The following is a 26,487-nucleotide window of genomic DNA, read 5'->3' on the forward strand; positions in this document are numbered from 1 at the left end:
GCTACCGAGATGATGGATGCGATTGTTGTTGCCATTTGAGCCATGCCGCAGGAGAACACCCCAACTTGCGCACGAAGACGCGGGTCAATGCGCCGGCACTGCCATACCCGACGTCGTAGGCGACGTGTTTAAGCTGCAACCCTTGTTTCAACAAACGTTGTGCCGCCATGACGCGCCATGAAGCCAGATAGTCAACCGGCGTCTCGCCGGTGACCTCACGAAAGCGCGCTGCAAAACGCGCACGTGACATGCCTGCCAAGTCGGCCATCTCGGTCAGTTCCCAATTGTGGGCGGGGTCTGCGTGCAGGGCTGTCAGCGCTTTTGCCAGACGACTGTCTGCAAGTCCAGCCAGCGTGCCGCTCTGTGTCAATCCTTGGTCGATGCAATGGCGCAACAAACGGATCATCAATACTTCGCACAGCCTGTCAAGCGCCGCCTGGCTGCCACATTGTTCAGAAAAGGCTTCGTCGAACATCAGACTCAACAAGGCCTCCATGCCAGGCAGTGCAGCGAGCGCCACCAGTACAACATTGGGTAGTGAATCGGAAATGGGATTGCTTCCGCCGCCGCCAAACTGAATTGTGCCGCACACCACATCCGCGCCCGCCTGATCATCGGCAATCAGGCGGTGCGTATCGGGACGCGGCAGGAACAGGATGGTTGGCTCAGTGATGGTGATCACCTCGCCGGAAGCGCCAATCATTTGGGCCGATCCGCGCCGTACCAAATGGATGTGCCCACGCATGGCGTCTTCGCGAAAATCGTGAACGCCGCAGATGTTCCCGGTGTAAAACACGCCCGCGTGCAGTGAGAATTGTGTCAGGAGCGGTGTCAATCTATCCATGGTTCACAAGCACCAAACGACGATACAGTGCGCAGTCGTCATTACAACGCCTATTTGTCCTTCTTGTCGACACGTTCATCTGCTCCCTTGGCATAAGCACGCGTCGCTTGACGAAGCGTGACCATCTGTTTGCCGAAATTGCGACAGCCGGAACACATCATCACATGCATCTTGAGCGACATGCGTTCTTGCAAAGTAAGTTTTCTCTCTTGCGATTCCGAGTACAGGCGCGTGACATCTTTGCAGTTCAACATGGTAGTTCTCCCTTCAAGAACCATTGGTTCTCCAGGCATTCGCGCAACCGTATCCGGCTGCGGTGCAACATCACATTCAGATTGCTCACGGTAATGCCAACGGTCGAGCAGATCTCATCAGAATCGAGTTCGATAAATTCCCGCATCATGAAGACGCGCGCTTGGTGGCCGGGCAAATTTTCCAGGCATGCTTCAAATACGCGCCAGAAATCACCTTCATGCATCGCCCCCTCCGGATTACCCCATGTCGCCGGCCGCTCATCTGCTTGCCAGAATCCCTTCTTGTCGAATAATTCCGAGAAATCTTCCTCTTCTTCGTCATCGTGCATGAGGCTGCTGGCCTCGGCCATACGCTGTTTCTGGCGCAGGGTGTCTGCGATCTTGTTTTTGAGAATGGCAAACACCCAGGTTTTTAACGCGGCCCGACCAGCGAACGATTTGGCATTCTTGAGCGCACCAATCAGCGCTTCTTGCACGGCATCTTCGGCAAGGTGGGAATCGGACAGTTGCAGGCTCGCAAATTTATGCATCTGGCGCCGCAAGTTTTCCAGAAATTCCGTGTCCAAGAGTAAGGACGTGTTTTCCGATTCAGTGAAGCCAACGCCTGACGCCAGTGTAATCGCCTTATTCATCCTCGCTCCTGGTTAGCTGGTTTCTTGCAGCACTATAGCTTGCAACGCAGTACGGCACAAAATAATTCAACAACAGATGGAACCATGAAATGTTATTTCCCGCCAGGATGTGTTCGCCTTGATTGATCAGATTCAACGCTGTCCCCACTACCAAGGCAACGCGCAAGGCACTCTTCGCGATCCTGGCCGATAAAATCAGCCGCATCATCGATTTCATCGCGCAGCCCCGACCGGCATCGACGCCGCCTTCATCAGATCCGCAATCGGTAGCGCTTCCACCGCTGCGCGTACCGTGCGTGCGATCAGTGCGGAATCGACTTCCGGTTCCAGATCGACTGCTTGACCTTGCCTGCCGGTCGGTACCGCGACCAGACCTGCGTCCTGTTTTTCCAAAGTAAATCCACCGCTGCAGTTGCGACAGTAGAGATGATCGCCTTCGTTGTTCTCGCGCGTGATCACCAGCGTCGGCCCGCACATCGGGCACGATTGCAGCGGGATGCTTTCGTCGCTGTGACCCATCACATGATTGAGCTCACCGGCTTCACCCAGAGCGATAAAAATGTCGGCATAGTGTGTATCGAATTGCGTGCCGCGATATTGACGCAGGATCGCAATCGCCTTGTCGCGCGGCATGCCGGAACGATACGGACGATGACTGGTCATCGCATCGAACGCATCGCAAATGCCAACGATGCGCGCCATGTCGGGAATCACATCGCCAGACAGCCCGCGCGGATAACCGAGGCCATCCGGCCGTTCGTGATGCAGCAATACGGCATCGCTGACCAGTTGCGCCAGCGGGTGTCCGGACAGCATGCGCATGCCGATGGTCGGATGGGTCTTGATGACCGCGTATTCTTCATCCGTCAACCGATCCGTCTTGCGCAAGATCGCATCGGGCACGCCGACTTTACCCAGATCGTGCAGGAAGCCGCCGAGTCCAATGCGCGCGGCATCGGCATTATTGAAACCGGCCCGTTCCGCCAGCAGGCGCGCATACCGCGATACCCGCCACAGATGCCCGCCGGTGTACGGATCACGCGCTTCGACAAACCAGGCCATGGTCAGCAGGCTGGCCAGCAAATGGCTGGATTGGGTCGCAACATCGGCCGATGCAGGCTCCGCATCCGGGTGCAGCCAGTGGCTTAATTGTTTGATGACATTCATGTTGCCTCCTTCGAGACCAATGTATCACGCCGCCGCCCTGAATTTGAATGCCGTGCAATGAAACCGCGGTCGATCCGATCCTTCCAGCGCCATACCCATGCGCCTTCCGCGCTGAATCCTCCCCACGACGCAATCGCGTATTGATCCCCACATGCCAGCAGGTACAACGAACGCTTGCGCGGCTTGTAAGTGGCAAGCGGTAGCCGTTTCAGTGTCGCCAGTAGATTGGCTGCCAGAACGGGGCCAGCATGTACTGCATGCACGCCCGAACGTGCCATCGTCAAATCCTGGCGCGCACAGATATCCCCGGCGGCAAATACATTCGCATGTGACAGGCTCTGATGCTGGCCGTTGACGGCGATATAGCCGTGTTCATCCAGCAGTAGCCTGGAAGGTTGTAACCAGCTGGGTGCGCGTGCACCGGTGGCGGCAATCACGCAGTCGGCCTGAAGAACCGTCGCGTCGGACAACATCACGCCTTGCTCTATCCCAACCGCTTTTTGTGCATGTAGTTGCACGCCTGCGCGTGCCAACGCAAGCGTCATGCGGCGCTGGACACCCGGAGCGTGCCCGGGTAACAGGCCGCTGTCGGACGCGACCAGATCCACCTGCGCATTGGATGCGTTAAGTTGCAGCGCATGGTGGGCCGCCAACGCCAGCTCGACACCCGCAGCGCCGCCGCCGACCACCACCAACCTGTAACCGGACTGCGCATTTGCGGCAGCCAACACTTTCGGCCACGCGTCGAAGAAGGCATCCAGCGGCTTGACCGGCAACAGCTTGTCGCCTGCCATCTCCAGCCACGACACGTCGATCTCGCTGCCGACATCCAGCGACAGCAAATCGTATTCAATATGCCGTCCGTCCGGCAAGCCGACGCAACGCCGGTCGGCATCCATGCCGGCAATGCGGTCGATCACCATCGTCACGCCGGCCGCACGTGCCAGCGCTTGCAAATCAATTCGGCATTGGGCAAGCGAATAATGACCCGCCATCCAGCCGGGAAGCATGCCGGAATAATTCTGATGCGCGCTGGGCGTGACCAGCACGACCTCGACATCGGTTAATTTTTCCTGCGCCAATGCCTGCAATACAGATAAATGCGCATGTCCGCCGCCGACCAGAACCAAACGTTTCATCAAGTAGCCCGCTTTCAGGTTCAGCGAAAATGCCGCTGTATCATCCGTTTCGCAATCGCGCGACGCGCCGGATCTGCCAAGTCATCCTTGCTGATATAGAAGAAAGTGTCCGGTTTGCCAAGCGCCGAAGCGGATTCATTGCCGGCCGCCACCCCAAGGATGGTGGCCTGCATCCCGGCCTGTTCTGCAAGCCGCGTCAAGTTGCTCTTGCTCGAATCGAAATCCAGCATGGCGGCAAACAACACGGGCGTGCGGGGCGCGTCCTTTCGCAATTGCGAGAGCACTTCGAATGCCGATACGCCGATCGCCGAGGAGATGGCAAGCGAGATCACCACACCGGCGCTGTTTTTTGCCTGCGTTGCCAAATCCGCCATGTTTTCCAGTTTGGCGGCGACATAACCGCCGTCCTCCAGAAAAGGCTTCATTTCTGAAACAATGAACGGGTGCGGGCGTGCCAGCAGAACGGTCTTGGTCATGTCAGGTCTCCGGTTTGGTGGAATATAAGGACTCAGTCGGCACCGGCGCGTGATTTATTACACTCGGATCGGGTATCAGGCTGTAATAAATTGATTGCGGGCGACGACCAACTTGTATCAATCGACCACTTTGGAGTTTTTATGCAACAAGCACTGATCGGCATCATCGGCGGCAGCGGCCTCTATCACATGGAAACATTGCAAAATGCGAAAGAGCATGCCATGGATACGCCTTACGGAAAACCATCCGATGTACTTGTGACCGGTTCAGTACATGATGTGCCGGTTGCCTTTTTGGCACGGCATGGGCGCGGCCATCGGATGATTCCATCCGAAGTGCCGTACCGTGCCAATATCCACGCGATGAAACAGATGGGTGTGCGGTACCTGATTTCGATGTCTGCTGTCGGGTCGTTGAAGGAGGAAATGAAGCCATTGGATATGGTGCTGCCCGACCAGTTTATCGATTTGACCAAGCGACGCGACAGCACGTTCTTTGGCGACGGCGCGGTTGCGCATGTTTCGATGGCAGAGCCGGTTTGTTCCAGTGTGGCCGATGCGCTTGCGCGTGCAGTCGAGCAGGTGAGCACGGACGATCACATCACACTGCACCGTGGCGGCACGTATGTCTGTATTGAAGGCCCGCAGTTCTCAACACAATCCGAGTCGCACTGGTATCGCAGCCTGGGCGCCAGCGTGGTCGGCATGACCAACATGCCGGAAGCAAAACTGGCGCGGGAAGCGCAGATCGCCTACGCGACATTAGCCATGGTGACCGACTTCGACTGTTGGCATCCGCACGAAGAACATGTGACAGCGAATCTGGCGATCGCCAATTTGATGAAAAACGCAGAGCGTGCCCAACACATTGCGACTGCTGCGATCCGGATTATTGGCAAGGAAAGACCTGCTTCGATTGCGCACAACGCATTGGCTAGTAGCCTTGTTACCCAGCCATCAGACATGACGGCTGAAACCCGTCGTCGATTAAACACCATAATAGGCGCAGAAAAGTAAGCGACAAATCGCGTCGAAAAGGTACACCTGCCGCCGAGAGAAAAACAAGAACTTCAGGGAGTCCATCGCTGTGAGCAGTATTCACGAAACGGCTTATCCACGCTTCAAACCAGAACTCACGCAACGCGAGCTTGAGGATATCTACACGCCAGGCGAAGAAGAACTGAAATTTTCTCGGCGCTATGCCCGTAACATCCCGGCCCGGCTGTTCATCATCGTTCTTCTCAAAACTGTGCAGCGCCTAGGCTACTTTGCCATGCTGGCGGAGGTACCTTCACCGATTGTTTCATTTCTCGCAAAATGTATCGGCGCTCGATCGGTCACGCAAAAAGAACTGCAGGAACTCGAAAAATCGAATACAAGACAGCGCTTTATTGAAAATATACGCGCCTATGTCAATATTAAACCAATCACGAAAGAGACCAATCACGCTATCCTGATTGCCGCAACGCAGGCTGCGCAAACAAAACAGGAGCTGGCGGACATCATCAATGTCGTTATCGAAGAATTGATCCGCCAACGCTACGAATTACCCGCATTCAGTAGTCTCAATCGCACAGCGCAACGCGTGCGTAATCAAGTCAATGAAAACTATTTCCGCACATTGAGCGATCCGTTGCCAGCAGAGGTCATCACGCAATTCAACGCCATGCTGGACGTATTGCCGACCCATCTGACAAGCGGATGGCAGCTGGTAAAACAGGAACCGAAAAAGCCAACGAACACGGAAGTCAGACAATATCTCGATCATGTGAAATGGCTCAAAACGTGGTCCACTCAATTGCCGCCGGTCGATCATATTCCGATCGTGAAATATGGGCAGTACGTGAATGAAGCGCGGGCGCTCGACGCTGCCGACCTAAAAGCGGTCCAGCCTAATAAGCGCTATGCCCTCATGGTCGTGCTGTTTCATGCCCAGTTAAGCAAATCGCTCGATGACGCGGTCGATATGTTTATCCGCAAACTCCGAAAAATACATTCAAGTGCCGAAGAGCAACTGCAGCGCTATTACCTAGAGCACCAGAAACGTGCCGAGAAATTGGTGTCGCAGTTACGTGATGTGCTTGAAGCGTTTCAGGATGGCGAAACGGACCAAGAGCGCGGCGCGAAGATTGCGGCCGCCATGCATGATGAACCGGAATTATTACTGGCCGAATGCGAAGAACATATGGCCTATGCCGGCAATAACTATTTGCCGTTCATGCTGGTGCCATATCAGACGCAACGGCCGTTACTGTTGAATTGTTTGGGATTGCTGGATCTGGAGTCGACAACGGCCGATCTCTCATTGATCAATGCGATTCGCTTTGTCCTCAAGCATCGGCAAAGCCATAAAGAGCATTTATCCATCGTTGAAGATAATATCAACCTGAAGTGGATTCCGGAGAAATGGCGCAAACTCGTCACTGGCCAGCGCTCGGGTGCCGTTTCTGAAGTCAATCGCAAGTATTTTGAGCTTTGCGTGCTGACAGAAGCCATGCAAGAGCTGCAGTCCGGCGATTTGTACGTTGCCAATAGCGATCAGTACAGCGACTACCGTGAACAGCTCGTGGATTGGGAAATTTACCAGGCGCAAGTGGCGGAATATGGTGCCATGCTCAACTTTCCAACCGAGCCGAAAGAATTTGTAGCCAATCTGAAAACCTGGCTGTCCGATATGGCCAACAAGGTCGATAACGCATTCCCGGACAACGACCATGTTGATCTTGAAGGAACAGAGATCATTATTCGCAAACACACCAAAGATGCAAAGCCGGCTGCGCTGGAGCAGATCGATAAGCACCTGACCGCACGCCTGCCGGAAAAGAATATTCTCGATATCTTGGTCGAGTCTGAAGGATGGCTGGATCTGCATAAACTTTTCGGTCCACTGTCTGGCTTTGAAGCCAAGATCGATGATCCCCGCAAACGCTTTGTCACGACGCTGTTTTGTTATGGTTGTAACTTGGGGCCAACACAGACTGCACGGTCCGTAAAAGGAATAAGCCGCAAGCAAGTTTCCTGGCTCAACCTGCACCACATGACGGAAGAGCGTCTGGAAAAAGCCATCGTGCAAGTCATCAACGCCTATAACAAATTCCTATTGCCAAAGTATTGGGGCACAGGAAAAACAGCGTCAGCCGATGGTACGAAATGGAACATGTATGAGCAGAATCTGCTATCCGAGTATCACATCCGTTATGGTGGCTATGGAGGAATCGGCTATTACCATGTCTCAGACATGTATATCGCGCTATTCAGCCATTTCATCCCGTGCGGTGTCTACGAGGCGATCTACATTCTGGACGGGTTAATCAAAAATGAGTCCGACATTCAACCGGACACATTGCACGGGGATACGCATGCCCAAAGTGCACCGGTGTTCGGACTCGCGTATTTACTGGGCATCAACCTGATGCCCCGAATTCGCAACCTGAAGAAATTGATGTTCTTCCGTCCGGAAAAAACAACCCGGTACAAACACATCAATTCACTTTTTACTGAAAATATCAATTGGGATATTATCGAGACACATCTGCCGGATATGCTGCGCATCGTATTGTCCATCAAAGCGGGCAAGATCACGCCGTCGACCATCTTGCGGCGACTCGGCACGGCCAGCCGGAAGAACAAGCTGTATTTTGCGTTCCGTGAACTAGGACGCGTGGTGCGAACCGAATTTCTGCTGAAGTACATAGGTGATATCGAGCTACGCAAGACGATTCAGGCAGCCACCAACAAGAGCGAGGAATTCAACCAGTTCATCAAATGGCTGTTTTTTGGGAACCAGGGTGTCATTTCAGAGAACGTACGTCACGAACAGCGTAAGGTAGTCAAATATAATCAACTGGTGGCCAACCTGGCGATCTTGCATAACGTGGAAGCGATGACCGGGGTGTTGAAAGAGATGCAGGAGGAGGGTCTTCCGATTAGCGAAGAAATTCTCGCTGGACTGGCGCCATACCGTACTGAGCACATTAATCGCTACGGCGACTACACGCTCGATCTGGAGAGGAAAGTGCCTCCCATGAATTACAAAACGAGAATCCTTTAAAAATTCAAATAGTTACAGCCGGATTTGATGAATTTTGCACGAATCCCGGCCGACCCTCGTGCAGGGACGCAAATCGGTTTCAGCATAGCGCGGCTTGAGTACGCGCTTGAAAAACAATTTGCGGCATTAGGTGCAACAGGTAATGCCGATGTGCTGACGCTGAACTTGTCGCATCCATTCATACGTTCACGGACCAACAATCTGTATGGCCTGCTGAGCATAGACCAGAAAAAACTCAGCGATGAAACTGCTACACCGGTGCAGCAAAGCGATAGAAAAATCAATGCCGTTCACTTTGGGCTCGCCGGGCAGTATGTTGACAAGCTGTTCGGCTGGTCGGGCTTTAGCGCATATAGAGTGAATGCGACAGCAGGGCATCTTCATCTGGATCAGGCGTCGCTGGCTTTTGATAGCGGCCCTGGCGGATCGAACGCTGCAGGCTCTTTCGGCAAGTTGAATCTTGATTATCAGCGCACGCAAATTTTCTCTGCAACGTCCAGTCTTTATGCCAGCCTGCAAGCTCAGCTGGCATCCAAAAATCTTGGCTCTGCCGAAAAAATGAGTTTGGGCGGCCCCGAAGGTGTCAGGTCATATCCAGTCGGTGAGGGCATAGGCGATGAGGGTGCTCTGGTCAGGTTGGAGTATCGACATCGCTTGCCGTCGACTGTTGAGGCGATAGGTGCGCCGCTTACTTTGTTGGCTTTTTATGACTATGGTCACCTGCATTTCAATCATGACGGTGCGATTAATGCGAATGCTGTCAACAGCACCAGCCTCGGCGCCGTTGGTATAGGAGCGACTGTCGAAAAAATTGGCGATTTTGCCATCAAGGCTTACCTGGCTTGGCGCACTACCGATGCACTTCCGACGACCGGTGATCCTGATAGAAGTCCGCGTGCCTGGCTATCGGTGCAAAAATGGTTTTGAGTGGAGTTTGTAATGAAAACTTCAAGTACTCACGCTTCCAAACACGGATGCCGACTCTGGGCCGTCCAAACGGTAATTGTCAGGCTGTCGCGCAAAATAACTGTGACCTACCGCTTGCGCGCACAAAGGCGCTTGTCGCAGTTGATGGCCATCATGCTGACCAGTATTTCTCCGCTTGCCCTGGCTTTGCCTACAGGAGCAGAACTGGTAGCAGGGCAAGCAAGCATCAGCACGCCGACAGCCAATTCCATGATGGTGAATCAGGCGACAAACAAGGCAATTCTGAATTGGCAAACATTCAATATCGGGGCCGGCCAATCTGTGCAGTTCGTGCAACCGGCTTCCTCATCGGTAGCGCTCAATCGGGTTGTCGGTAATCAGGCTTCATCCATATATGGTTCGCTGACTGCTAACGGTCAGGTCTTCTTGGTCAATCCAATTGGTGTGATGTTCGCGCCGGGTGCGCAAGTCAATGTAGGCGGTCTGCTTGCATCAAGTCTCGGAATCAGTAATGAGAATTTCCTGGCTGGCAAATACACATTCGGAGGCGATGCCGGCGGTGCAGTTGAAAATTACGGGAACATAAGAACCAACGGTGGGGGTTACGTAGTACTGGCTGCCCCGACTGTCAATAATGCCGGCAGCATAGACGCGCATGGCGGCTCTATCGAATTGCTGGCAGGATCGCGGGTGACGGTAGATAACTCCGGTGCCGGATTGGTGAAGTTTTCGGTGGATGCAGCAGCGGTCCAGGCTGCCATAGTAAATAGCGGCACAATGACAGCGGATGGCGGCCATGTGGGTCTACTCGCTAGCGCAATGGGCGATGCGATGGCAACCGTCATCAATCAGACCGGCGTCATACGCGCAAACTCTGCGGTAGAACGCAACGGTGTCATTACCCTCAGTGGTGGCAGCAACGGAGTGGTCAAGGTCGCAGGCACTATCAAAGCGGCAGGCGCAGTTGATGGTTTAAGTGGCGGCTCGGTCAAAATTCTTGGAGATAAAGTCGCATTGCTGGACGACGCGCGAGTTGATGTTTCGGGAAAAGCGGGCGGCGGAACGGCACTCGTTGGCGGTGATTATCAAGGTAAGGGCGCCGAACAAAATGCCAGTAAAACCTTGATATCTTCTGGCGCAGTCATCGATGCCAGCGCGACGAATACAGGTAATGGCGGCAAAGTGGTGGTGTGGGCGGATGATGCGACGCGCTTTTACGGCGATATCAAAGCCACAGGCGGTACCCTTGCAGGTGACGGCGGTTTTGTCGAAGTCTCGGGTAAACAAGCGCTCGATCTGCATGGCAGCATCGATGTCGCAGCGCCAGCCGGCATAGGCGGTAAAGTGCTGCTGGACCCGCAAGATATCGTCCTCAATACAACGATACAAGTATCGCCGCCGAATAACGCGAATGGCACGCCTGACGTCGCTTTTGCAGATGCGCCGGACCCCGGCACTTACACCATTCAAGTTGCTGACGTCACTGGCTACAGCGAATTATTCCTGCAAGCGAGCAGGGATATCACACTGGCTTCTGCCCTGAGTATGGGCGCAGGTAATAGCGTGCGCCTGGAAGCCGGCAATAACATTACGACCAACACCGGCGCCACACTTGCCATCACTGGTGCTGGCTCAATCAATCTCAAAGCGGACGCAGACAGTAGCGGTACCGGCACACTCGCGCTCGGTGCTGCAGTGAGTTCGCAAGCAGGCGGCATCACCTTGTCAGGTGCAAGCGTGACCAGTACCGCGGCAGGCAGCATTGCAACGACGGGAGCTGCCAATTCTGATGCAGGGCAACTGACGATTACGTCTGGCGGCATCGTTAACCTGGCAGGTGCCATCACGGCAACGGGCGGTGCAGCTGGTGCAGGATTAAGCGGTCGCGCCGGCGGCACGGTGAATGTAACTGGTGTGGGCGGCGTCACGACAGCGGGCATCAGCGTCAGTGGCAGCAATGGCGGCGCCGGCAATACTGCGGGCGGTAATGCTGGCACGATCAATGTTGCCAATAGCGGTAGTGGCAATATCACTACTGGTGCGTTGACTGCCAGTACGGGAAATACCGTAGGTACAGGAGCAAGTGGCGTCGCAGGCAGTATCGTCGTCAATAATACGGCGGCGGCCGGCAACGCGACAACAGGTGTGGTCACCACTACCGGCGGCACCAAAGGTGATGGCGGCAACATAGCGCTCAGCGCTTTAGGCTTGTTTGCTTCAGGTAATATCATCAGCTCAGGCGGTACCACGATTACCGGCAATGCCGGACGTAATGCGGGAACAGTCAGCGTTACCGGTGCAGGTATCAATCTGGGTGCCAGCACCGTTACTGCCAATGGTTCCGCCGGTTTGGGCACTAGCCAAACCGGCGGTGCAGGCGCTGCTGTCACATTAACATCGACCGCAGGCATTACTCAGACAGGTGCGATGACTGCGAGTGGTGGTGCTGGTTCGGCCGCTAATGGTTCCGGCGGTAACGCCGGCAGCATTGCCGTTTCGAATACCGTTGCCGGCAACATCAGCCTGGGGGCGCTGACTGTCAGCACAGGTGCCACCGTAGGTACAGGAGTGGGTGGCATTGTCGGAAGTATTGCCGTTACCAATGACGCGACCAGCGCCAGTCTCGGTACCGGAAACCTCAGCACTGTTGGCGCCGCTGGCGGTAACGGCGGCAACATCACTCTTGCCTCGCAAGGAGATGTCACAGTGACTGGTACGCTGAACACGAGCGGCACGGTACTCGCAGCAGGTACGCGCGCCGGCAGCAATGCAGGCAATATCAGCATCACCGGTATCAATCGTTCCGTGAGCGGTACCGTCACTGCCAGCGGCAGCGCAGCGAATGGGGTAAGTCAGGCCGGTGGCAATGCCGGTACGGTTTCCATCACTGGCACCGGCACTTTGAACACGGCAGCAGTTACAGCACAAAGCGGTGCAGCAACAGCGGGAGGTGCGGGCGGTAACGCCGGCAGCATCACTCTTTCCGGCAGCACGGTTGCCAACTCGGGAGCATTGACGACCTCGGGCGGCACCAATGGCGCAGGCGGCGCAGTCAACATTACGTCACAAGGTACGATAGGCTTGAATAGCATCGCTGCTGCTTTCGGTGCAGGTTCAACGGTGCGCGGTGATGTGACCTTGCTGGCGGGTGGCGCGATTACACAAACTGGTTCAATCATCGCGGGTAATTTGAATGCCACTACCGCGAACGCTGCAGGCAGCGCGATCACCCTGAGCAATGCAGGTAACGATGCTCAGAATATCAATCTGCAAGTGCGAGATGGCACAGTGGCAGCCGTAGGTACGTCCAATGCGCCAGCGGCAATTAGCTACCGTGATAGCAACGCAGTGGTTGTATCCGGTATCAACAATGGTACGGGGGCAGGCGGCAATCTCACACTGACCACAGCCGGTGCCCTTACACAGACCGGCGCTATCGTTGCTGCGAATACATCAATCACAGCGGGCGCTGCGAATAGCGTCACATTGCAAAACGCCGGTAATGATTTCAGTGGACCTGTCGCCGTGGGTTCGGCACTGAATGTCAGTCTCGCAGACGCGAATGACTTGATATTGGGCACGTCTACCGTATCCGGCACATTGAACGTGAATAGCACTGGTGCCATTACACAAACAGGTGCATTAACCGTCACCGGTCTCACGACGCTGGCAGCCGGCACTGCCAACGACATCACACTCAATACTGCGACCAATAATTTCTCTACAGTGGCAGTCACCAGTGGCAAGGACGTATCGCTACGCGATAGCAATGCGCTGATTGTCGGTACTTCAACTGCTAGCAATAATTTGGCGCTTGTGGCTGGTGGCGCAATTACACAAACGGGTGCCATTGTTACACCTGGTCTGAGCGCAAAAACACTGCTCAATGCCGGTGCGGCGATCACACTGAGCAATGCCGCCAATGAGGTCAACACAGTCGATCTGCGAGCAAGAAATGGCGCCGATACGGCCAACGTGGCTGGTGCAATCAGCTATACCGATGCCAGTGCTCTCACCGTCGCTGCAACGCAATCGACCAGCACAGTGACATTGATTGCCGGTGATGCATTGACGCAAAGCGGTGCAATTGCAGCAAGCACACTCACTGCGACTACTCGCAATAATGCGGGTGCGGCAATCACGTTTAATAACAGTGCCAACGATGTCACTACGGCCAATCTGCAGGTGCGCGATCTGGCTGGCACTGCTAACGCTGCGGCAGCAATCGCGTATACAGACGCCAATGCAGTGGCCATTTCCGGCGTCAATAATGGCACCGGTGTGGGCGGTAATGTGACATTGAACGCCGGCGGCTCGATTACGCAAAGCGGGGCGATGAACACGGCGATACTCGCAGCCAACCTTACCGGCGCAGCCAGCAGCCTGACATTGGGCACGGCTGGAAACAACATCGCCCAGTTATCGAACATCACAACTCCAGGTGGCTTCACTCTCGCCAACGGAAATAACGCAGTGAATATCGGTGGCGTAATTAATACGACTAACACCGGCGTGTCGATTAGCAGCGGCACAGCGGCAACCACATTCACAGCAGGTGCTTCCATCGCCAGCACGGGCGGCAATGTGGTGTTGACCAATTCAAACGCCAGCAAGGTGCTGGGCAGCGTAGATACCACGGGCGGGGCAGCCGCCGGCAACTTCACCATCACCGGTGCCGGTGCTGTTTCGCAGCAGGCAGGGACTGCGCTCAAGATCAAGGGAGCGACTGCGATAGCAGCCGGCGCAGCCAACAATGTCACATTGACAGAGGTGGGCAACGATTTCGGCGGTGCAGTCGCGATCGCCAGTGGTTTGAATGTTGCCGTCACTGACAGCAGCGCGCTCGCACTCGGAACATCCGCCGTCTCCGGAACTTTGGATGTGAATGCTGCAGGTCCGGTTACGCAAACCGGCGCATTAACCGTCACGGGACTTACAACGCTTGCAGCGGGTAGTGGAAACGACATTACCCTCAACAACGCAGCCAATAATTTTTCTACAGTGGCAATCGCCAGCGCGAATAATGCGTCGCTACGTGATACCAATGCGCTGGTAGTCGGCACATCAACAGCAAGCAATAATCTGGACCTGATAGCGGGTGGCGCAATTACACAAACCGGCGCAATTACTGCGTCTAACCTGAGTGCGAAAACCCTGATCAACGGTGGCGCTGCAATCACATTAACTAATCCCGGCAACGATGTCGGTAACGTTGATCTGCGTGCGAGAAATACGGCCGATACGGCCAACGCAGCCGGCGCGATTTCCTATACGGATGTAAATGCTCTCAATCTCGCTGCAGCGCAATCGACCAGCACAGTGGCATTGATTGCCGGCGATGCATTGACGCAAAGCGGTGCAATTGCAGCAAGCACGCTCACGGCGACTACTCGCAATAATGCGGGTGCGGCAATCACGTTTAATAACAATGCCAACGATGTCACTACGGCCAATTTGCAGGTGCGCGATCTGGCTGGCACTGCTAACGCTGAGGCAGCCATCGCGTATACAGACGCCAATGCAGTGGCCATTTCCGGCATCAATAATGGCACTGGTACGCGCGGCAATGTGACATTGAACGCAGGCGGTGCGATTACACAAAGCGGCGCGATCACAGCCGCCAGCCTCAGTGCAAAAACACTAGTCAATGCCGGCGCAGCCATCACTCTGAACAATGCCGGCAACGACGTAGCGACGCTTGATCTGCGCGCCAGGAACGCTGCTGATACAGCAAATGCAAACGGTGCGATCAGCTATCGCGACGCCGGCGATTTCAACATCGCAAGCGTCGCGACTACCGGTGCCTTGACTCTGCAATCCAATGGCAATATTGACCAATCAGGTGGAGTCACGGCAGCATCACTGGCTGTCAGCGGCACGGGAACCGGTGCAGTGAATCTGGGGACTCAGGCCAACACGATAGCGACACTGAACGCTATTACTGCTGCGGGTGGTTTCACCTTGGATAACGGCAATACCAATCTTGCCGTGGCAGGCAATATCAACACGACTAACAGTGCAGTGTCGATGGCTACGGGTACTGGTAGTTATACTCAAAATGCAAATATCGACATCGTGGCCGGTAGCGGCCCGATTACAATCAGTGCCGATACGGTAACTATCAACGCCAATACTGGTAACAATGCACTGACCACTAGTGGCGCGTTGACCCTCAAGGCAAAAACTGCCGGCCGCGCAATGTCCCTGGGCGGTGCGTCTGGCTTTGATCTGTCCACTGCAGAATTGACAGCGTTGGCAACCGGTGCCACCGGAGCTATCGTGATTGGTGATGCGGCCAGTACAGGTGTCATGACCATAGGCTCGGCGGTCAATCTTGCAGGGAAAACCTTGACACTGAATGCCGGCTCCATTACCGATATCGGCGTAAGAACCATCACTGCCAGCAACGTCAACCTGAACGCAAACGGACAAATCGGTAGCAGCAATGCAGACGGCATTGATATTGCCGCCAGCAACCTCAGCGTCAATACGACAGGTAACGCTGATGCCTTCATTCGTACCGGTGCGATCAACCTCGGTGCAGGAAGTGAAGGCAGCAATGTCGGCAGCGCTACATTGGATATCGTCGCGACCGGTACGGTGACGCAAACAGCAGGCACCGGCAACATCACGGCAGGCGCCTTGAATGTAAAAACACTGTCGGCAGGTATCGCCAATATCACTCTGAACAACAACGGTAACGATGCCGCAACAGTCAATTTGCAAGCACGCAATGCCGCAGACACCAGCAATGCCAGTGGCACCATTCAATATAGCGGTAGCGGTGGTTTCGATGTCGCCACCGTAGCAACGGCTGGTAATGCAACCTTGTCGGCAGGTGGTGTGGTAACTCAATCCGGCGGGATAGGCTCAGCCGGCCTCGCACTTGACGGAGCTGGCGGCGATTACACCTTGCGTCACGCCAGCAATGCAGTAAGCACACTGGCTGCGAATGCCAGTGCCATTGATTACAGTCAGACGAATGCCTTGATAGTTGGCACAGTTGGCGCGATGAGTGGCGTCAGCACCACAGGTACTGCCAAAATTGAAACCACAGGAGCCAGCGCCAACCTGACGCTGAACAACGCTGTTTCATCGGCAGCTACAGGTGATGCCATCGTCTTGAAAGCCGGATCATCGAATGCTGCGGGCGTAGCGACGGGAGGCCAGTTCATCAATACGGTAGGAGCTGGCGGCCTGACCGCGTCGACCGGCCGCTATCTGGTGTATAGCGGCGACCCTGGAACAAGTACGGAAGGTGTCAGTGGTTACAGCAAACGTTATAACAGTGCCGCAACTTATACCCCGGGCGGCACAGCAGATACGTTCATGTATCGCATCGCACCTACCTTGACCATCACTGCCGATAACACCGCACGGGTATACGGACAAAGCAATCCGGTGTTCACCGGAAGTACTGCCGGTTTTATTGATGGCGATACGGCCGCTAGTGTTGGCGTCAGCCGCAGTAGCACGGCGGTGTTCAATACACCGGTTGCGGCGAGTCCTGCAACCATCACGGTTGCCGCGATCAATAATGAAAATTACACCTTGGCATTGACCGATGGCCTGATGAGCATCAGCAAGGCTTCCATCAGCAACGTTACCGGCATCACTGCCGCCCACAAAATATTTGATGGCAATGTCAGCGCTACACTCAATACTGCTAGCGCCGGGTTCAACGGCATCGTCGCGGGCGATGTCCTCAATGTCGCGACCGCTTCCGGCACTTTCGACACGCCGGCAATTGGCACTGGAAAAACCGTGCAAATCAACGGCATTACACTGGCCGGCATTGCCGCTGCAAACTACACGCTCGCCAGCGATACGGCTACAACGACAGCCAGCATCACAGGTTCGGCGCCAAGTGCATCTGAGTCATCTAAAACAACGCTCAATTTGAACTCACCACAAGTAGTTGCTGCATCAAAGTTGACGATAGAGGAAATCAATGCATTGCTTCAAAAAACGCCTACTGCCAGTGGGGAAAGCGATACGGAGTGTGAGGACGGGGGTGCACAAAACCGGCCGGCAGGCGGCAGCCATCGTTCAGGGGGATGCTGAAAATAGGCAAGCGGGTTTTAGCTGCAAGTCACAGCGATTTTCAATGTGAATTTAAGTGAATTTCAGTTGAAGAGGGCATGCCCGCACTGTCCTAATACACTATAATTTCCGAATGGAAATGACGTCCCACGCACCGCTTGCCAGTTTTATTGATCTATTGATGGATGCCGTCTTTGCGGTCAATGCCGATGGGTGCGTCGTCTTTGCAAGTGCATCGTGTGAACGTATTTTTGGATACACCCCGCAAGAAATGGTCGGAAAGACCATGTTCGATATGATCGTTGAAGAAGATCGCGAACGAACCCGGCAGTCGGCGCGTGACGTCATGTTAGGCTATCCCCAATTCCATTTTGAAAATCGCTATATCCGCAAGGATGGGCAAATCGTCCACATCATGTGGGCAACACGCTGGTCGCCGGCAGATCAATTACGGATCGGTGTTGCGCGCGACATCACCGGACTCAAACGAGCAGAGTCGATGCAGGCCGTGCTTTATTTGATTTCCGAAGCTGCGTACGCTGCCGAGGATTTGATTGCGCTGTTTAAACGTATTCATCAGATCGTTGGCACGCTACTGCCAGCAGATAATTTTTCCGTTACGCTGTACGACGAAGAAAAAGACCAACTGAGTTTTCCATATCGTATTGACGAGGTCGAACAGACTTCCGACGTATCCAAACCCGCCGCCGGGACGCTCTGTGCAGAAATTATCCGTAGTGGACAGCCCTTGCTGCTCACGCCGGAGACGATGGCTGCTCGCCTGGAAGAATTGCAAGTCACTGCCGAGCAGAATTTGCTCTGCTGGCTTGGTGTCCCGCTTAAATCGCACAAGGGCATGATCGGTGTTTTGATGGTCAAAACCTACGTCGGCGGCGCGTGTTACAGCGAAAAAGATCAGGAATTACTACAGTTCGTCTCTACCCAGATTGCCATCGCCATTGAGCGCCAGCAAATGCAAAGCGGGCTGCTGCATATGGCGCAGTATGATCAACTGACAGCTCTTCCCAATCGTGGATTTTTGTACGATCGTCTGAAAGTCGCGCTGGCAACAGCACGTCGGGAGCAAGGGCGATTGTCCGTGCTTTATCTTGATCTGGACAAATTCAAACAGGTCAACGATACCTTGGGCCATGACATCGGAGACCTCTTGCTGCAAGAGGTTGCCAAGCGCTTGAAGCAATGCATGCGCGAATCGGATACCGTCGCCCGTATAGGCGGCGATGAGTTTGTCGTACTGCTACCAAGCATCTCCTTGCCTGAACAAGCCGAGTTGGTGGCTGAAAAAGTCCGTCATGCCTTGAACAGTCCCTTCAATATAAACGGCCACTACCTGAACATCAGGTCAAGTATCGGGATCGCGCTCTATCCCGAACATGGCGACAACGAGCAGCAACTGCTCAAACATGCCGACAATGCCATGTATCTCGCTAAAAATAATGATCATCGTAGCCGGATCGACAGTTAACTGAACGATCCTTTCGGGCGCATCAGTCCACTAATTATTTGCTGAAGCGCTGAACCAGAAAATCGATAAATGCTCTCGCTCGTGCCGTCTGGTTACGTCGATTTACGTAATAGACAAACAGGTCAGCCGATGGCAAGTTGAACTCGGGCAGTATGACCTTGAGGCGACCGCTTTCCAGATACTTGGCCAAATCCCATTCTGAGCGAATCAGGATGCCGTGACCATCGAGCGCCCAGCCGAGGACAATGTCACCGTCATTGCTGGCCAGCGCTCCCTGGACTTTCATCACTTCGCTTTGTTGCTCGCGGGTAAAGCGCCAGATGCCATAGGCTTCATCGTTCTGCCTGTGAATAATGCAGCGATGATGCGCAAGGTCGGCGAGGATGGCGGGTGTGCCGTATTGCTCCAGATACAGCGGCGATGCACACAGAAATCGTCTGTTAGTCATCAGGCATCTGGCGTTGAGTCTTTGATCCGGCAAAGCGCCAAAACGGATTGCCATATCAAACCCGCCTTCGACCAGATCCACAGGTTTGTCGGTTAATTCGACTTGCAGCTCGACGTGTGGATGGCGCTTGGCGAATTCTGAAACTAGAGGCGCAATTGTCGTGCGGCCAAAACCCAGCGTAGCGTTCACGCGCAACAGACCGCGCAAATCCGTTTTGCTGCTGGATACGGCATCTTCCATTTCCCGCAACTGTTGCAGAATCCGGGTCGCATGCGACAGGTAGGTTTCGCCTTCCTTGGTCAGGCTGATACTACGCGTCGTCCGGTTGATGAGGCGTACGCCCAGCTTGGCTTCCAACTGCGCCAAACGCTTGGTGGCAGCGGGCGGAGTTATATCCAGTGCACGTGCCGCAGCGGACAGATTGCCGTGGCGCGCGATCAAAATGAAGAATTCCAGTTCAGATGCAAGGTCGTTTTTCACGGAGCGTTATTCACCAAAAGTTAATAATCAACTGATTTTGGGTGAAGTATAAGCGCACTTTAAGCAGATAAGCTGGCGACTCACTGCAACATGCCGTAACCGAGCAGTAACTGAATACTTAGGAGAAGAAATGAGAATCGTCGAAATCCGCGAAAAAACCCTGCCCATCAGCTCGCCCATCCGCAATGCCTACATCGATTTCAGCAAAATGACGCTGAGTCTGGTGGCTGTGATTACCGATGTGATTCGCGATGGCAAGCCGGTGGTCGGTTATGGCTTCAACTCCAACGGTCGTTACGGCCAAGGCAAACTGATGCGCGAACGCTTCATTCCGCGCTTGCTGGAAGCCGATCCTGATTCCCTGATCAACGACGCCGGCGACAATCTCGATCCGCACAAAATCTGGGCGACGATGTTCACGAATGAAAAACCGGGCGGTCATGGCGAGCGCTCGGTTGCGATCGGCACTATCGATATGGCTGTGTGGGACGCCGTGGCGAAGATAGCAGGCAAGCCGCTGTTTCAATTACTGGCGGATCGTTACGGCAATGGCACGCCAGATCGCGAGATTTTTGTGTACGCCGCCGGCGGTTATTACTATCCCGGCCAGAATCACGAAAAGCTCAAGGATGAAATGCGCAGCTATATAGACCGCGGCTATACCGTGGTCAAAAAGAAGATAGGTGGCGAATCGCTGGATGAAGACTTGCGTCGTATCGATTCGATCTTGAGCGTTTTGCAGGATGGCCAGAAACTGGCCGTCGATGCGAATGGTCGCTTTGATCTGGATACCGCGATCCAGTACGCCAAAGCCTTGTCCCAATACGACTTGTTCTGGTACGAAGAGGCGGGCGATCCGCTGGATTTCGAGCTGCAGGCGACCCTACGCAATTACTACAAGAACCCGATGGCAACCGGTGAAAACCTTTTCTCCATGCAAGATGCACGCAACTTGATCCGTTACGGCGGCATGCGCGCGGATCGCGATTACCTTCAATTTGACTGCGCCTTGAGTTACGGCCTGGTGGAATATCTGCGCACGCTGGACATGCTGAAAGAACATGGCTGGGCTAAGACCCGTTGCATTCCGCATGGCGGCCATCAGATGTCCTTGAATATTGCCGCAGGCCTGGGTCTTGGCGGCAACGAGTCCTATCCGGATTTGTTTCAGCCTTTCGGCGGCTTCCCGGATGGTGTGAAGGTCCAGAACGGTTACATCACCATGCCGGATTTGCCGGGTATTGGCTTTGAAGGGAAGGCCGATTTGTATCAGGAAATGCAGAAGTTGTTAGCCTAATTGAGATGCCGCCACGCTGATGTACTCAGCGTGGCATGCATCCAGAAGCAAGGGGAGAGCGCAATGCCTCCAGGAAAGATGACTATTTTTGGCGAACAAAATAGTGATTAAGAACAAGAGAAATTTCTAAAGTTGTTTAGCTAAATAAGCTCGTAAGAACATGATTATTAATTTAATTTTCATTAAAAAATAAATCACTTTAAGTATTCATTATCCTGAATACCTCAGCCTTTTCTCTGTTTCTTCCAAGCATAAATATCCATACGAGATTGCTGTTGTTTGTCGGCAATGCTCACATTAACGAATACGGCTTGCGTCGTTTTTGAAGTCGCTTCAGATGTCGAAGCGGACTCGCCGGCTTGCAACTGTGCAATGCGTTGCATGACAAACTAAAGATTGCGTCAATCGGATTCCAGCGTTCTGAAAAGCACCTGCGCCGGATAAGACCCCCCCCTGCAAAACAAAAACTGAATGGCGTGGAGTGAACCCCTCGGGCTGGACCAGAGAAGCAAGATGAAGTGATACGCTTGTCGAGCCTTCGCCAGACAGTGGAAGGTGGATCAGTTGGAGAGGGTCAACTCTGCGAGCAAATCAACAACCACCTCCTGCGATCGATTTGAAAGTAGTACCACAAGCCTCACCTAAAGCTGGCGCGAAACAACCTAAGCGCGAAACAGCCGACCTGGCACTGTGATTCAAGCCACATCGAATACTGGCTATTCGAAACGTGGCATTAATAGAAAAAGGGCCTGGTGTAAAAACCAGGCCCTTTTTTCATCGCTTCGAAAAACTGTTCAACCTTGGGTATGAGGTGCTGTATTGAAGACGAAATGCCAATGCTGCAGTCAGTTAACGCAGAGATGGCCGTTGCGAAAGGTGCTTATAGCACGAGGCAAATGACGTTTTAACACTCCCACTCATAGAGTATTTTGTGAACTGCCGCCTTGCGTTCTTTTACCTGGTCTTGCACAGAGCTGTTGTTTAGCTGGCTAGCCATTGAGTCAAGGTTTGCAAGATCTTGTTTTGCCGCCTCGCACACGTATTTATTGCGGCCAGCAGGCTTGGTCGCACGGGATGGCTTTCCGGTTTCGCGTTCATCACGCGTGGTTTGCTTTGTTGCTTCGATTTTGCAAGCCGATTTGGAATAAGTCGTTTGGCCATCAACGATGCACTTGTAGGCGCGTGATTGTGCAGATGCTGTTTGCGTGAAGGTCAATGCGGTGGCAATCAGGAGCAGATATTTGATATTCATGAAAGCCGCTTGTTAAGTTTGCTTAGCGTTGATTATGCTACATCCGCATTAAAGTTGCTGTTTCGCAATAAATTAAATCATTTTCTTTTGAACAATGATCGACACGAGCCGCCAGCCCGCAGACGCTTTGAAATCTGCTGAAGTGTCGATCTCGTAGTGGATGCCCGGATCAATGACCTCGACCCTTGTGACACGTTTGGAAATTTTCCTGTTTGGGCCGCTAAGTAATGACGGATAAACGCAGCGCTTATCTACTTGCTGGGTGCCCCAGCCAATACCCAATCAGCCAGAACACGAACGTCGGCATCGCTCAGGCTGGGCTGGGGCGGCATCGGTACGGAGCCCCATACGCCTGAACTGCCACTCTTTATTTTCTTGGCCAGTCGATCCGGGGCCGCAGCGTCGCCGGCATATTTAGCGGCAACATCCTTGTAAGAAGGCCCCACCATCTTCCGTTCAACTGCATGACATGCCATGCAAGCGCTTCTGTTGGAAAGTGCGATAGCGCGGCTATTGTCTTCGGCTGCATGCACGATTGACGTCGCGCCGAGAGATAGAAACAGAAAAATTGCATGCTTCAGATGTGTCATGACGGGTCTTTCAATTAATTGGATAAGACAGCTCTTCTTGCTCCCGCAACGGCATATCGATTGCATCCTTCACGGATGCGATGTTGACTGTATTCGGCAGCACGACACCGTTGCGTACGGCAGTCAGTTCGGCCAGGATGGAAATCGCGATTTCTGCCGGGGTTTTACTGCCTATGTAGAGGCCGATAGGGCCGTGCAGGCGCTGCAATTGTTCATCGCTGAGGTCGAATTCTTTAAGCCGCTCGCGGCGGCGCGCATTGTTGATGCGCGAACCGATGGCGCCGACGTAGAATGCATCGGACTTCAAGGCTTCCATCAATGCCAGATCGTCGAGCTTGGGGTCGTGTGTGAGTGCGACGACTGCAGTGCGGCTATCCATTTTCATGTCGATGACGAGGTCGTCCGGCATCGCGTGGATGACTTCGACGCCATTCACTTGCCATGCCAGCCGGTATTCTTCGCGCGGATCGCACACGACTACGTGATAATCCAGGCCTGTGGCGATCTGCGCAAGAAATTGCGACAGTTGTCCAGCACCGATGATCAGTAAGCGCCAGCGCGGACCGTGGATCGTGCTCAACACGCCGAGTGTCAGATCGAGTGCTGCATCTGCAGTCGCCGGGCTGAGTCGCACCTCACCGCTGACCAGATCTAGCTGACGCTTGACCAGTTCATGACGCATGACGTGCGTCAGCAATTCCTTGATGCCGCTCTTGCCGGATAGCGGTTCAATCGCCAGCTTGATGGTGCCGCCGCAGGGCAGGCCGAAGCGATGTGCCTCGTCGGCGCTGATGCCATAAGTTACCAGTTCAGGCATGGTGCGCGTAATACCTGCATTGTGGACACGCGCGATCAGATCATCTTCGATGCAACCGCCGGAGACTGAACCGATGACGCGGCCATCATCGCGAATGGCCATCATCGCGCCTACCGGACGTGGGCTGGAACCCCAGGTCTGGACGACGGTGACCAGTTCGCAGGCTTGCCCGTCGTCTATCCAGGTGTCGGCGGCTTTGAGTACTTCAAGATCGATGCTATCCATGATTGCCTCTGTTATCCGATCAAGACGCTTTCAACTGGTTGCGAACCGGCAGATCACGGATGCGTTTGCCGGTTGCAGCAAAGATTGCATTGCACAAGGCGGGGGCTATCGGTGGCGTAGCCGGTTCGCCGACACCGCCGAGTGGTACATCGAAATCGTGCTTGATAAAATGGACGCGTATGTCGCGCGGTGCGTCCATTGAGCGCATGACTTCGTATTCGTGGAAGTTGCCTTGCTCGGCACGGCCATCCTTGAACGTGATTTCACCGCTCATCGCAAGACTGAGTCCCATGATGCATGCACCCTCAAGCTGCGAGCGGATGCGATCCGGATTGATCTGCGGCCCGCAATCGACGGCAATGTCAACGCGCGGAATAGACAGGTCGCCGTTGTCTGCAACCACCACTTCGATGACGACGGCAACGTAGGTGACGAAGCTATAGCTGACGGCGAGGCCGAGGCCATGTCCTTTCGGCAGTTTGCGCCCCCATCCGGCCTTGTCGCTCGCAAGCGAAATGGTTTTCCGCATGCGGCCGGTATCGAGCGGGTAGCGCTCGGGTGATTCGCCGTAATTCCATTCATCCGACATGGCTTTTGGATTGATCTTGCGTGCAGGTCCGATCAGATCAAGCAGGTAATCGCGATGATCACGTTTTGCCGCAGCCGCCAATTCGGCGACGAAAGACTGAATCGCAAAGACATGCGGGATGTTGGATACCGAACGAAACCAGCCTATGCGCGTGTGTGCTTCCACCTCAGGTGCTTCCACACGGAAGTTCGGTATTGCAAAAGGAATATTGACGGCGGACATGCCGAGTTCAAACGGTTGTTCACCCTTGGCACCTTCGCTGAATATCGAAGCGATGGTCGGTGCGGCGGTGCGATGCAGCCATGCAGTAGGCTTGCCGGCAGCGTCCAGCGCCACTTCCAGCCGCTCGACAGAAACGGTATGGAAATAATCGTTGTGGATATCATCCTCACGCGTCCATGTCACCTTGACCGGCACGCCCTTCATCGCTTGTGACAGCAGGGCAGCTTCTGCTGCGAAATCGGGCTTGGACTTGCGGCCAAAGCCGCCACCCAGCAGCGTGACATGCACGGTGACATCTTCAGGTTTGAGTTTGAGATGTGCCGACACGATTTCGCGCGTGGCTTGCGGCGCCTGCACACAGGCCCATACTTCGCACTTGCCGTTGACGATGTGCGCTGTTGCTGCTGGTGGCTCCATCGTTGCATGGGCGATATGCGGCAGATAGTATTCGGCCTCGATACGCCGCGATGATTTGGACAGTACAGTCATCGTGTCACCATTGTTGCGCACCGCCTTCGCCGGTTTGCGTGCGGCTTCCTGCAAGGTCTTTTTATACTCGATCGAGTTGTAGCTGGTGTGCTTGCCATCGTCCCAGTTGATCTTCAGCGCTTCGCGCCCCTTCATTGCCGCCCAGGTATTCTTTGCAATCACGGCGATGCCACCCAGTGGGTGGAAGCCGGCAGGTGCAGGACTGCTTTTTAATTCGACCACTTGAATCACACCCGGCACTTTCAATGCAGCTGACGCGTCGAAACTTTTCACTTTGCCGCCGAGCACCATAGGACGTGCAATGACTGCATACAGCATGCCGGGTAGCCGTGTGTCTATGCCGTATTGCGTATTGCCCGTCACGATATTCTGGAAGTCGATCCCGCGTGTGCTTTCCTTGCCTATATAGCGAAACTCGGCTGGTTTTTTAAGTCGCAGTTCCTTGCCCGCAGGCGGCGTGATTTTTGCTGCAGCTTCAGCAACCGCACCATAGCTGAGGCGACGTCCGGTTTTGGTGTGAACGACTTCGTGATTCTTCGCTCGCACTTCATCCGGCTTTACATTCCATTGCTGCGCCGCCGCCATCTCCAGCATCTGGCGCGCTGCGGCGCCGACACGGCGCATGGGCTCGAACGAGTGGCGCATGCTGCGCGAGCCATCGGTGTTTTGATTACCGTATTTTTCTTCGAGGCCGAGTGCCTGTACGACACGTACCTTGCTCCAGTCTGCTTCCAGTTCATCGGCCACGACCATAGGCAAACTGGTACGTACGCCTTGTCCCATTTCGGACCGATGCGCGACGATGGTTACGATGCCGTCCGCGCCTATTGATACAAAAGCCAGCGTGTCATCGACCAGCCCGCCCGGCATGCCATCGCCACCATATTTTTTGATTTCATCGCTGGTGGCGGCGCGCACGATGCCGGCAGCGCCGACGGTCAATGCCAGGCCGGTGAGTGCACCTGCGCCCTTGAGCCAGGTTCGGCGTGTCATCGATGGTAATAACTGGTCGGCAGGATTGACTTCTTTATCTTCAGGTTGAAATACGGAGCTCATTTT

General features: G+C 54.3%; 18 protein-coding genes. 6 read left to right on the plus strand and 12 right to left on the minus strand.

The window, feature by feature from the left end; translation table 11 throughout:
• Position 1: 1 nt before the first annotated feature.
• The 7 genes from Hfont_RS12100 to Hfont_RS12130 are packed head-to-tail and all read right to left on the minus strand — an operon-like array spanning position 2 to position 4,512.
• Positions 2-844 carry an AraC family transcriptional regulator gene (locus tag Hfont_RS12100; RefSeq protein WP_112992664.1) on the minus strand — a complete coding sequence of 281 codons (843 nt, stop codon included), beginning with the start codon at positions 842-844 and terminating at the stop codon, positions 2-4.
• A 50-nt stretch (positions 845-894) separates the two neighbouring features.
• Positions 895-1,098 (minus strand): zf-HC2 domain-containing protein, encoded by a 204-nt coding sequence (locus tag Hfont_RS12105; RefSeq protein ID WP_112992665.1) that lies wholly within the window; start codon positions 1,096-1,098, stop codon positions 895-897.
• Entirely contained in the window at positions 1,092-1,730 is a 639-nt protein-coding gene (locus Hfont_RS12110; RefSeq protein WP_112992666.1) for an RNA polymerase factor sigma-70, read from the minus strand. The genes Hfont_RS12105 and Hfont_RS12110 overlap by 7 nt, the downstream gene beginning before the upstream one ends.
• Entirely contained in the window at positions 1,723-1,947 is a 225-nt protein-coding gene (gene nrtS, locus Hfont_RS12115) for a nitrate/nitrite transporter NrtS (RefSeq protein WP_112992667.1), read from the minus strand. Before nrtS ends, Hfont_RS12110 begins: the two co-directional genes overlap by 8 nt.
• Positions 1,944-2,897, minus strand: a complete 954-nt coding sequence (locus tag Hfont_RS12120) for an HD-GYP domain-containing protein (RefSeq protein WP_112992668.1) — start codon at positions 2,895-2,897, stop codon at positions 1,944-1,946. The genes nrtS and Hfont_RS12120 overlap by 4 nt, the downstream gene beginning before the upstream one ends.
• Positions 2,894-4,036, minus strand: a complete 1,143-nt coding sequence (locus Hfont_RS12125) for an FAD-dependent oxidoreductase (protein WP_112992669.1) — start codon at positions 4,034-4,036, stop codon at positions 2,894-2,896. The genes Hfont_RS12120 and Hfont_RS12125 overlap by 4 nt, the downstream gene beginning before the upstream one ends.
• Before the next feature lie 20 nt (positions 4,037-4,056).
• The gene (locus Hfont_RS12130) at positions 4,057-4,512 is read right to left on the minus strand and encodes a hypothetical protein (RefSeq protein ID WP_112992670.1); all 456 of its coding nucleotides are present in this window, start codon (positions 4,510-4,512) and stop codon (positions 4,057-4,059) included.
• Positions 4,513-4,653: 141 nt separating this feature from the next.
• On the opposite strand from Hfont_RS12130, the gene mtnP reads away from it, so the two are divergent.
• The 5 genes from mtnP (at position 4,654) to Hfont_RS12155 (ending at position 19,019) form a co-directional block, all read left to right on the plus strand.
• Positions 4,654-5,529 carry an S-methyl-5'-thioadenosine phosphorylase gene (mtnP, locus tag Hfont_RS12135; RefSeq protein ID WP_112992671.1) on the plus strand — a complete coding sequence of 292 codons (876 nt, stop codon included), beginning with the start codon at positions 4,654-4,656 and terminating at the stop codon, positions 5,527-5,529.
• 70 nt (positions 5,530-5,599) lie between these two features.
• Positions 5,600-8,563, plus strand: coding sequence for a Tn3 family transposase (locus Hfont_RS12140; RefSeq protein ID WP_112992672.1), 2,964 nt, complete (start codon positions 5,600-5,602; stop codon positions 8,561-8,563).
• A 27-nt stretch (positions 8,564-8,590) separates the two neighbouring features.
• Complete coding sequence (locus Hfont_RS12145; RefSeq protein ID WP_112992673.1) at positions 8,591-9,490, plus strand: ShlB/FhaC/HecB family hemolysin secretion/activation protein; 900 nt, start codon at positions 8,591-8,593, stop codon at positions 9,488-9,490.
• A gap of 12 nt (positions 9,491-9,502) precedes the next feature.
• Entirely contained in the window at positions 9,503-17,554 is an 8,052-nt protein-coding gene (locus tag Hfont_RS12150; protein WP_112992674.1) for a filamentous hemagglutinin N-terminal domain-containing protein, read from the plus strand.
• A 118-nt stretch (positions 17,555-17,672) separates the two neighbouring features.
• On the plus strand, positions 17,673-19,019 hold the full coding sequence (locus tag Hfont_RS12155; RefSeq protein WP_241523100.1) for a sensor domain-containing protein: 1,347 nt from the start codon (positions 17,673-17,675) through the stop codon (positions 19,017-19,019).
• 34 nt (positions 19,020-19,053) lie between these two features.
• Here the strand turns inward: Hfont_RS12155 and Hfont_RS12160 are convergent, their stop codons facing one another.
• Complete coding sequence (locus Hfont_RS12160) at positions 19,054-19,947, minus strand: LysR substrate-binding domain-containing protein (RefSeq protein WP_112992676.1); 894 nt, start codon at positions 19,945-19,947, stop codon at positions 19,054-19,056.
• 130 nt (positions 19,948-20,077) lie between these two features.
• Between Hfont_RS12160 and Hfont_RS12165 the strand changes: the two genes are divergently transcribed.
• The gene (locus Hfont_RS12165) at positions 20,078-21,244 is read left to right on the plus strand and encodes a mandelate racemase/muconate lactonizing enzyme family protein (protein ID WP_112992677.1); all 1,167 of its coding nucleotides are present in this window, start codon (positions 20,078-20,080) and stop codon (positions 21,242-21,244) included.
• 904 nt (positions 21,245-22,148) lie between these two features.
• Here the strand turns inward: Hfont_RS12165 and Hfont_RS12170 are convergent.
• From Hfont_RS12170 to Hfont_RS12190, 4 genes are all read right to left on the minus strand, one after another.
• Entirely contained in the window at positions 22,149-22,496 is a 348-nt protein-coding gene (locus Hfont_RS12170; RefSeq protein WP_112992678.1) for a hypothetical protein, read from the minus strand.
• A gap of 251 nt (positions 22,497-22,747) precedes the next feature.
• On the minus strand, positions 22,748-23,086 hold the full coding sequence (locus Hfont_RS12180) for a c-type cytochrome (protein WP_112992680.1): 339 nt from the start codon (positions 23,084-23,086) through the stop codon (positions 22,748-22,750).
• A 10-nt stretch (positions 23,087-23,096) separates the two neighbouring features.
• The gene (locus Hfont_RS12185; protein ID WP_112992681.1) at positions 23,097-24,128 is read right to left on the minus strand and encodes an XdhC family protein; all 1,032 of its coding nucleotides are present in this window, start codon (positions 24,126-24,128) and stop codon (positions 23,097-23,099) included.
• Positions 24,129-24,147: 19 nt separating this feature from the next.
• Entirely contained in the window at positions 24,148-26,484 is a 2,337-nt protein-coding gene (locus Hfont_RS12190; RefSeq protein ID WP_112992682.1) for a xanthine dehydrogenase family protein molybdopterin-binding subunit, read from the minus strand.
• Between the last annotated feature and the right edge of the window lie 3 nt (positions 26,485-26,487).

This window comes from Herminiimonas fonticola (assembly GCF_003293745.1).
Classification (GTDB): domain Bacteria; phylum Pseudomonadota; class Gammaproteobacteria; order Burkholderiales; family Burkholderiaceae_D; genus Oxalicibacterium; species Oxalicibacterium fonticola.

Coding starts and splice junctions, on each gene's coding strand:
- Hfont_RS12100 (WP_112992664.1), bottom strand. CDS start 844: ATGGATAGATTGACACCGCTCCTGACACAATTCTCACTGCACGCGGGC.
- Hfont_RS12105 (WP_112992665.1), bottom strand. CDS start 1,098: ATGTTGAACTGCAAAGATGTCACGCGCCTGTACTCGGAATCGCAAGAG.
- Hfont_RS12110 (WP_112992666.1), bottom strand. CDS start 1,730: ATGAATAAGGCGATTACACTGGCGTCAGGCGTTGGCTTCACTGAATCG.
- nrtS (WP_112992667.1), bottom strand. CDS start 1,947: ATGAAATCGATGATGCGGCTGATTTTATCGGCCAGGATCGCGAAGAGT.
- Hfont_RS12120 (WP_112992668.1), bottom strand. CDS start 2,897: ATGAATGTCATCAAACAATTAAGCCACTGGCTGCACCCGGATGCGGAG.
- Hfont_RS12125 (WP_112992669.1), bottom strand. CDS start 4,036: ATGAAACGTTTGGTTCTGGTCGGCGGCGGACATGCGCATTTATCTGTA.
- Hfont_RS12130 (WP_112992670.1), bottom strand. CDS start 4,512: ATGACCAAGACCGTTCTGCTGGCACGCCCGCACCCGTTCATTGTTTCA.
- mtnP (WP_112992671.1), top strand. CDS start 4,654: ATGCAACAAGCACTGATCGGCATCATCGGCGGCAGCGGCCTCTATCAC.
- Hfont_RS12145 (WP_112992673.1), top strand. CDS start 8,591: ATGAATTTTGCACGAATCCCGGCCGACCCTCGTGCAGGGACGCAAATC.
- Hfont_RS12150 (WP_112992674.1), top strand. CDS start 9,503: ATGAAAACTTCAAGTACTCACGCTTCCAAACACGGATGCCGACTCTGG.
- Hfont_RS12155 (WP_241523100.1), top strand. CDS start 17,673: ATGACGTCCCACGCACCGCTTGCCAGTTTTATTGATCTATTGATGGAT.
- Hfont_RS12165 (WP_112992677.1), top strand. CDS start 20,078: ATGAGAATCGTCGAAATCCGCGAAAAAACCCTGCCCATCAGCTCGCCC.
- Hfont_RS12170 (WP_112992678.1), bottom strand. CDS start 22,496: ATGAATATCAAATATCTGCTCCTGATTGCCACCGCATTGACCTTCACG.
- Hfont_RS12180 (WP_112992680.1), bottom strand. CDS start 23,086: ATGACACATCTGAAGCATGCAATTTTTCTGTTTCTATCTCTCGGCGCG.
- Hfont_RS12185 (WP_112992681.1), bottom strand. CDS start 24,128: ATGGATAGCATCGATCTTGAAGTACTCAAAGCCGCCGACACCTGGATA.
- Hfont_RS12190 (WP_112992682.1), bottom strand. CDS start 26,484: ATGAGCTCCGTATTTCAACCTGAAGATAAAGAAGTCAATCCTGCCGAC.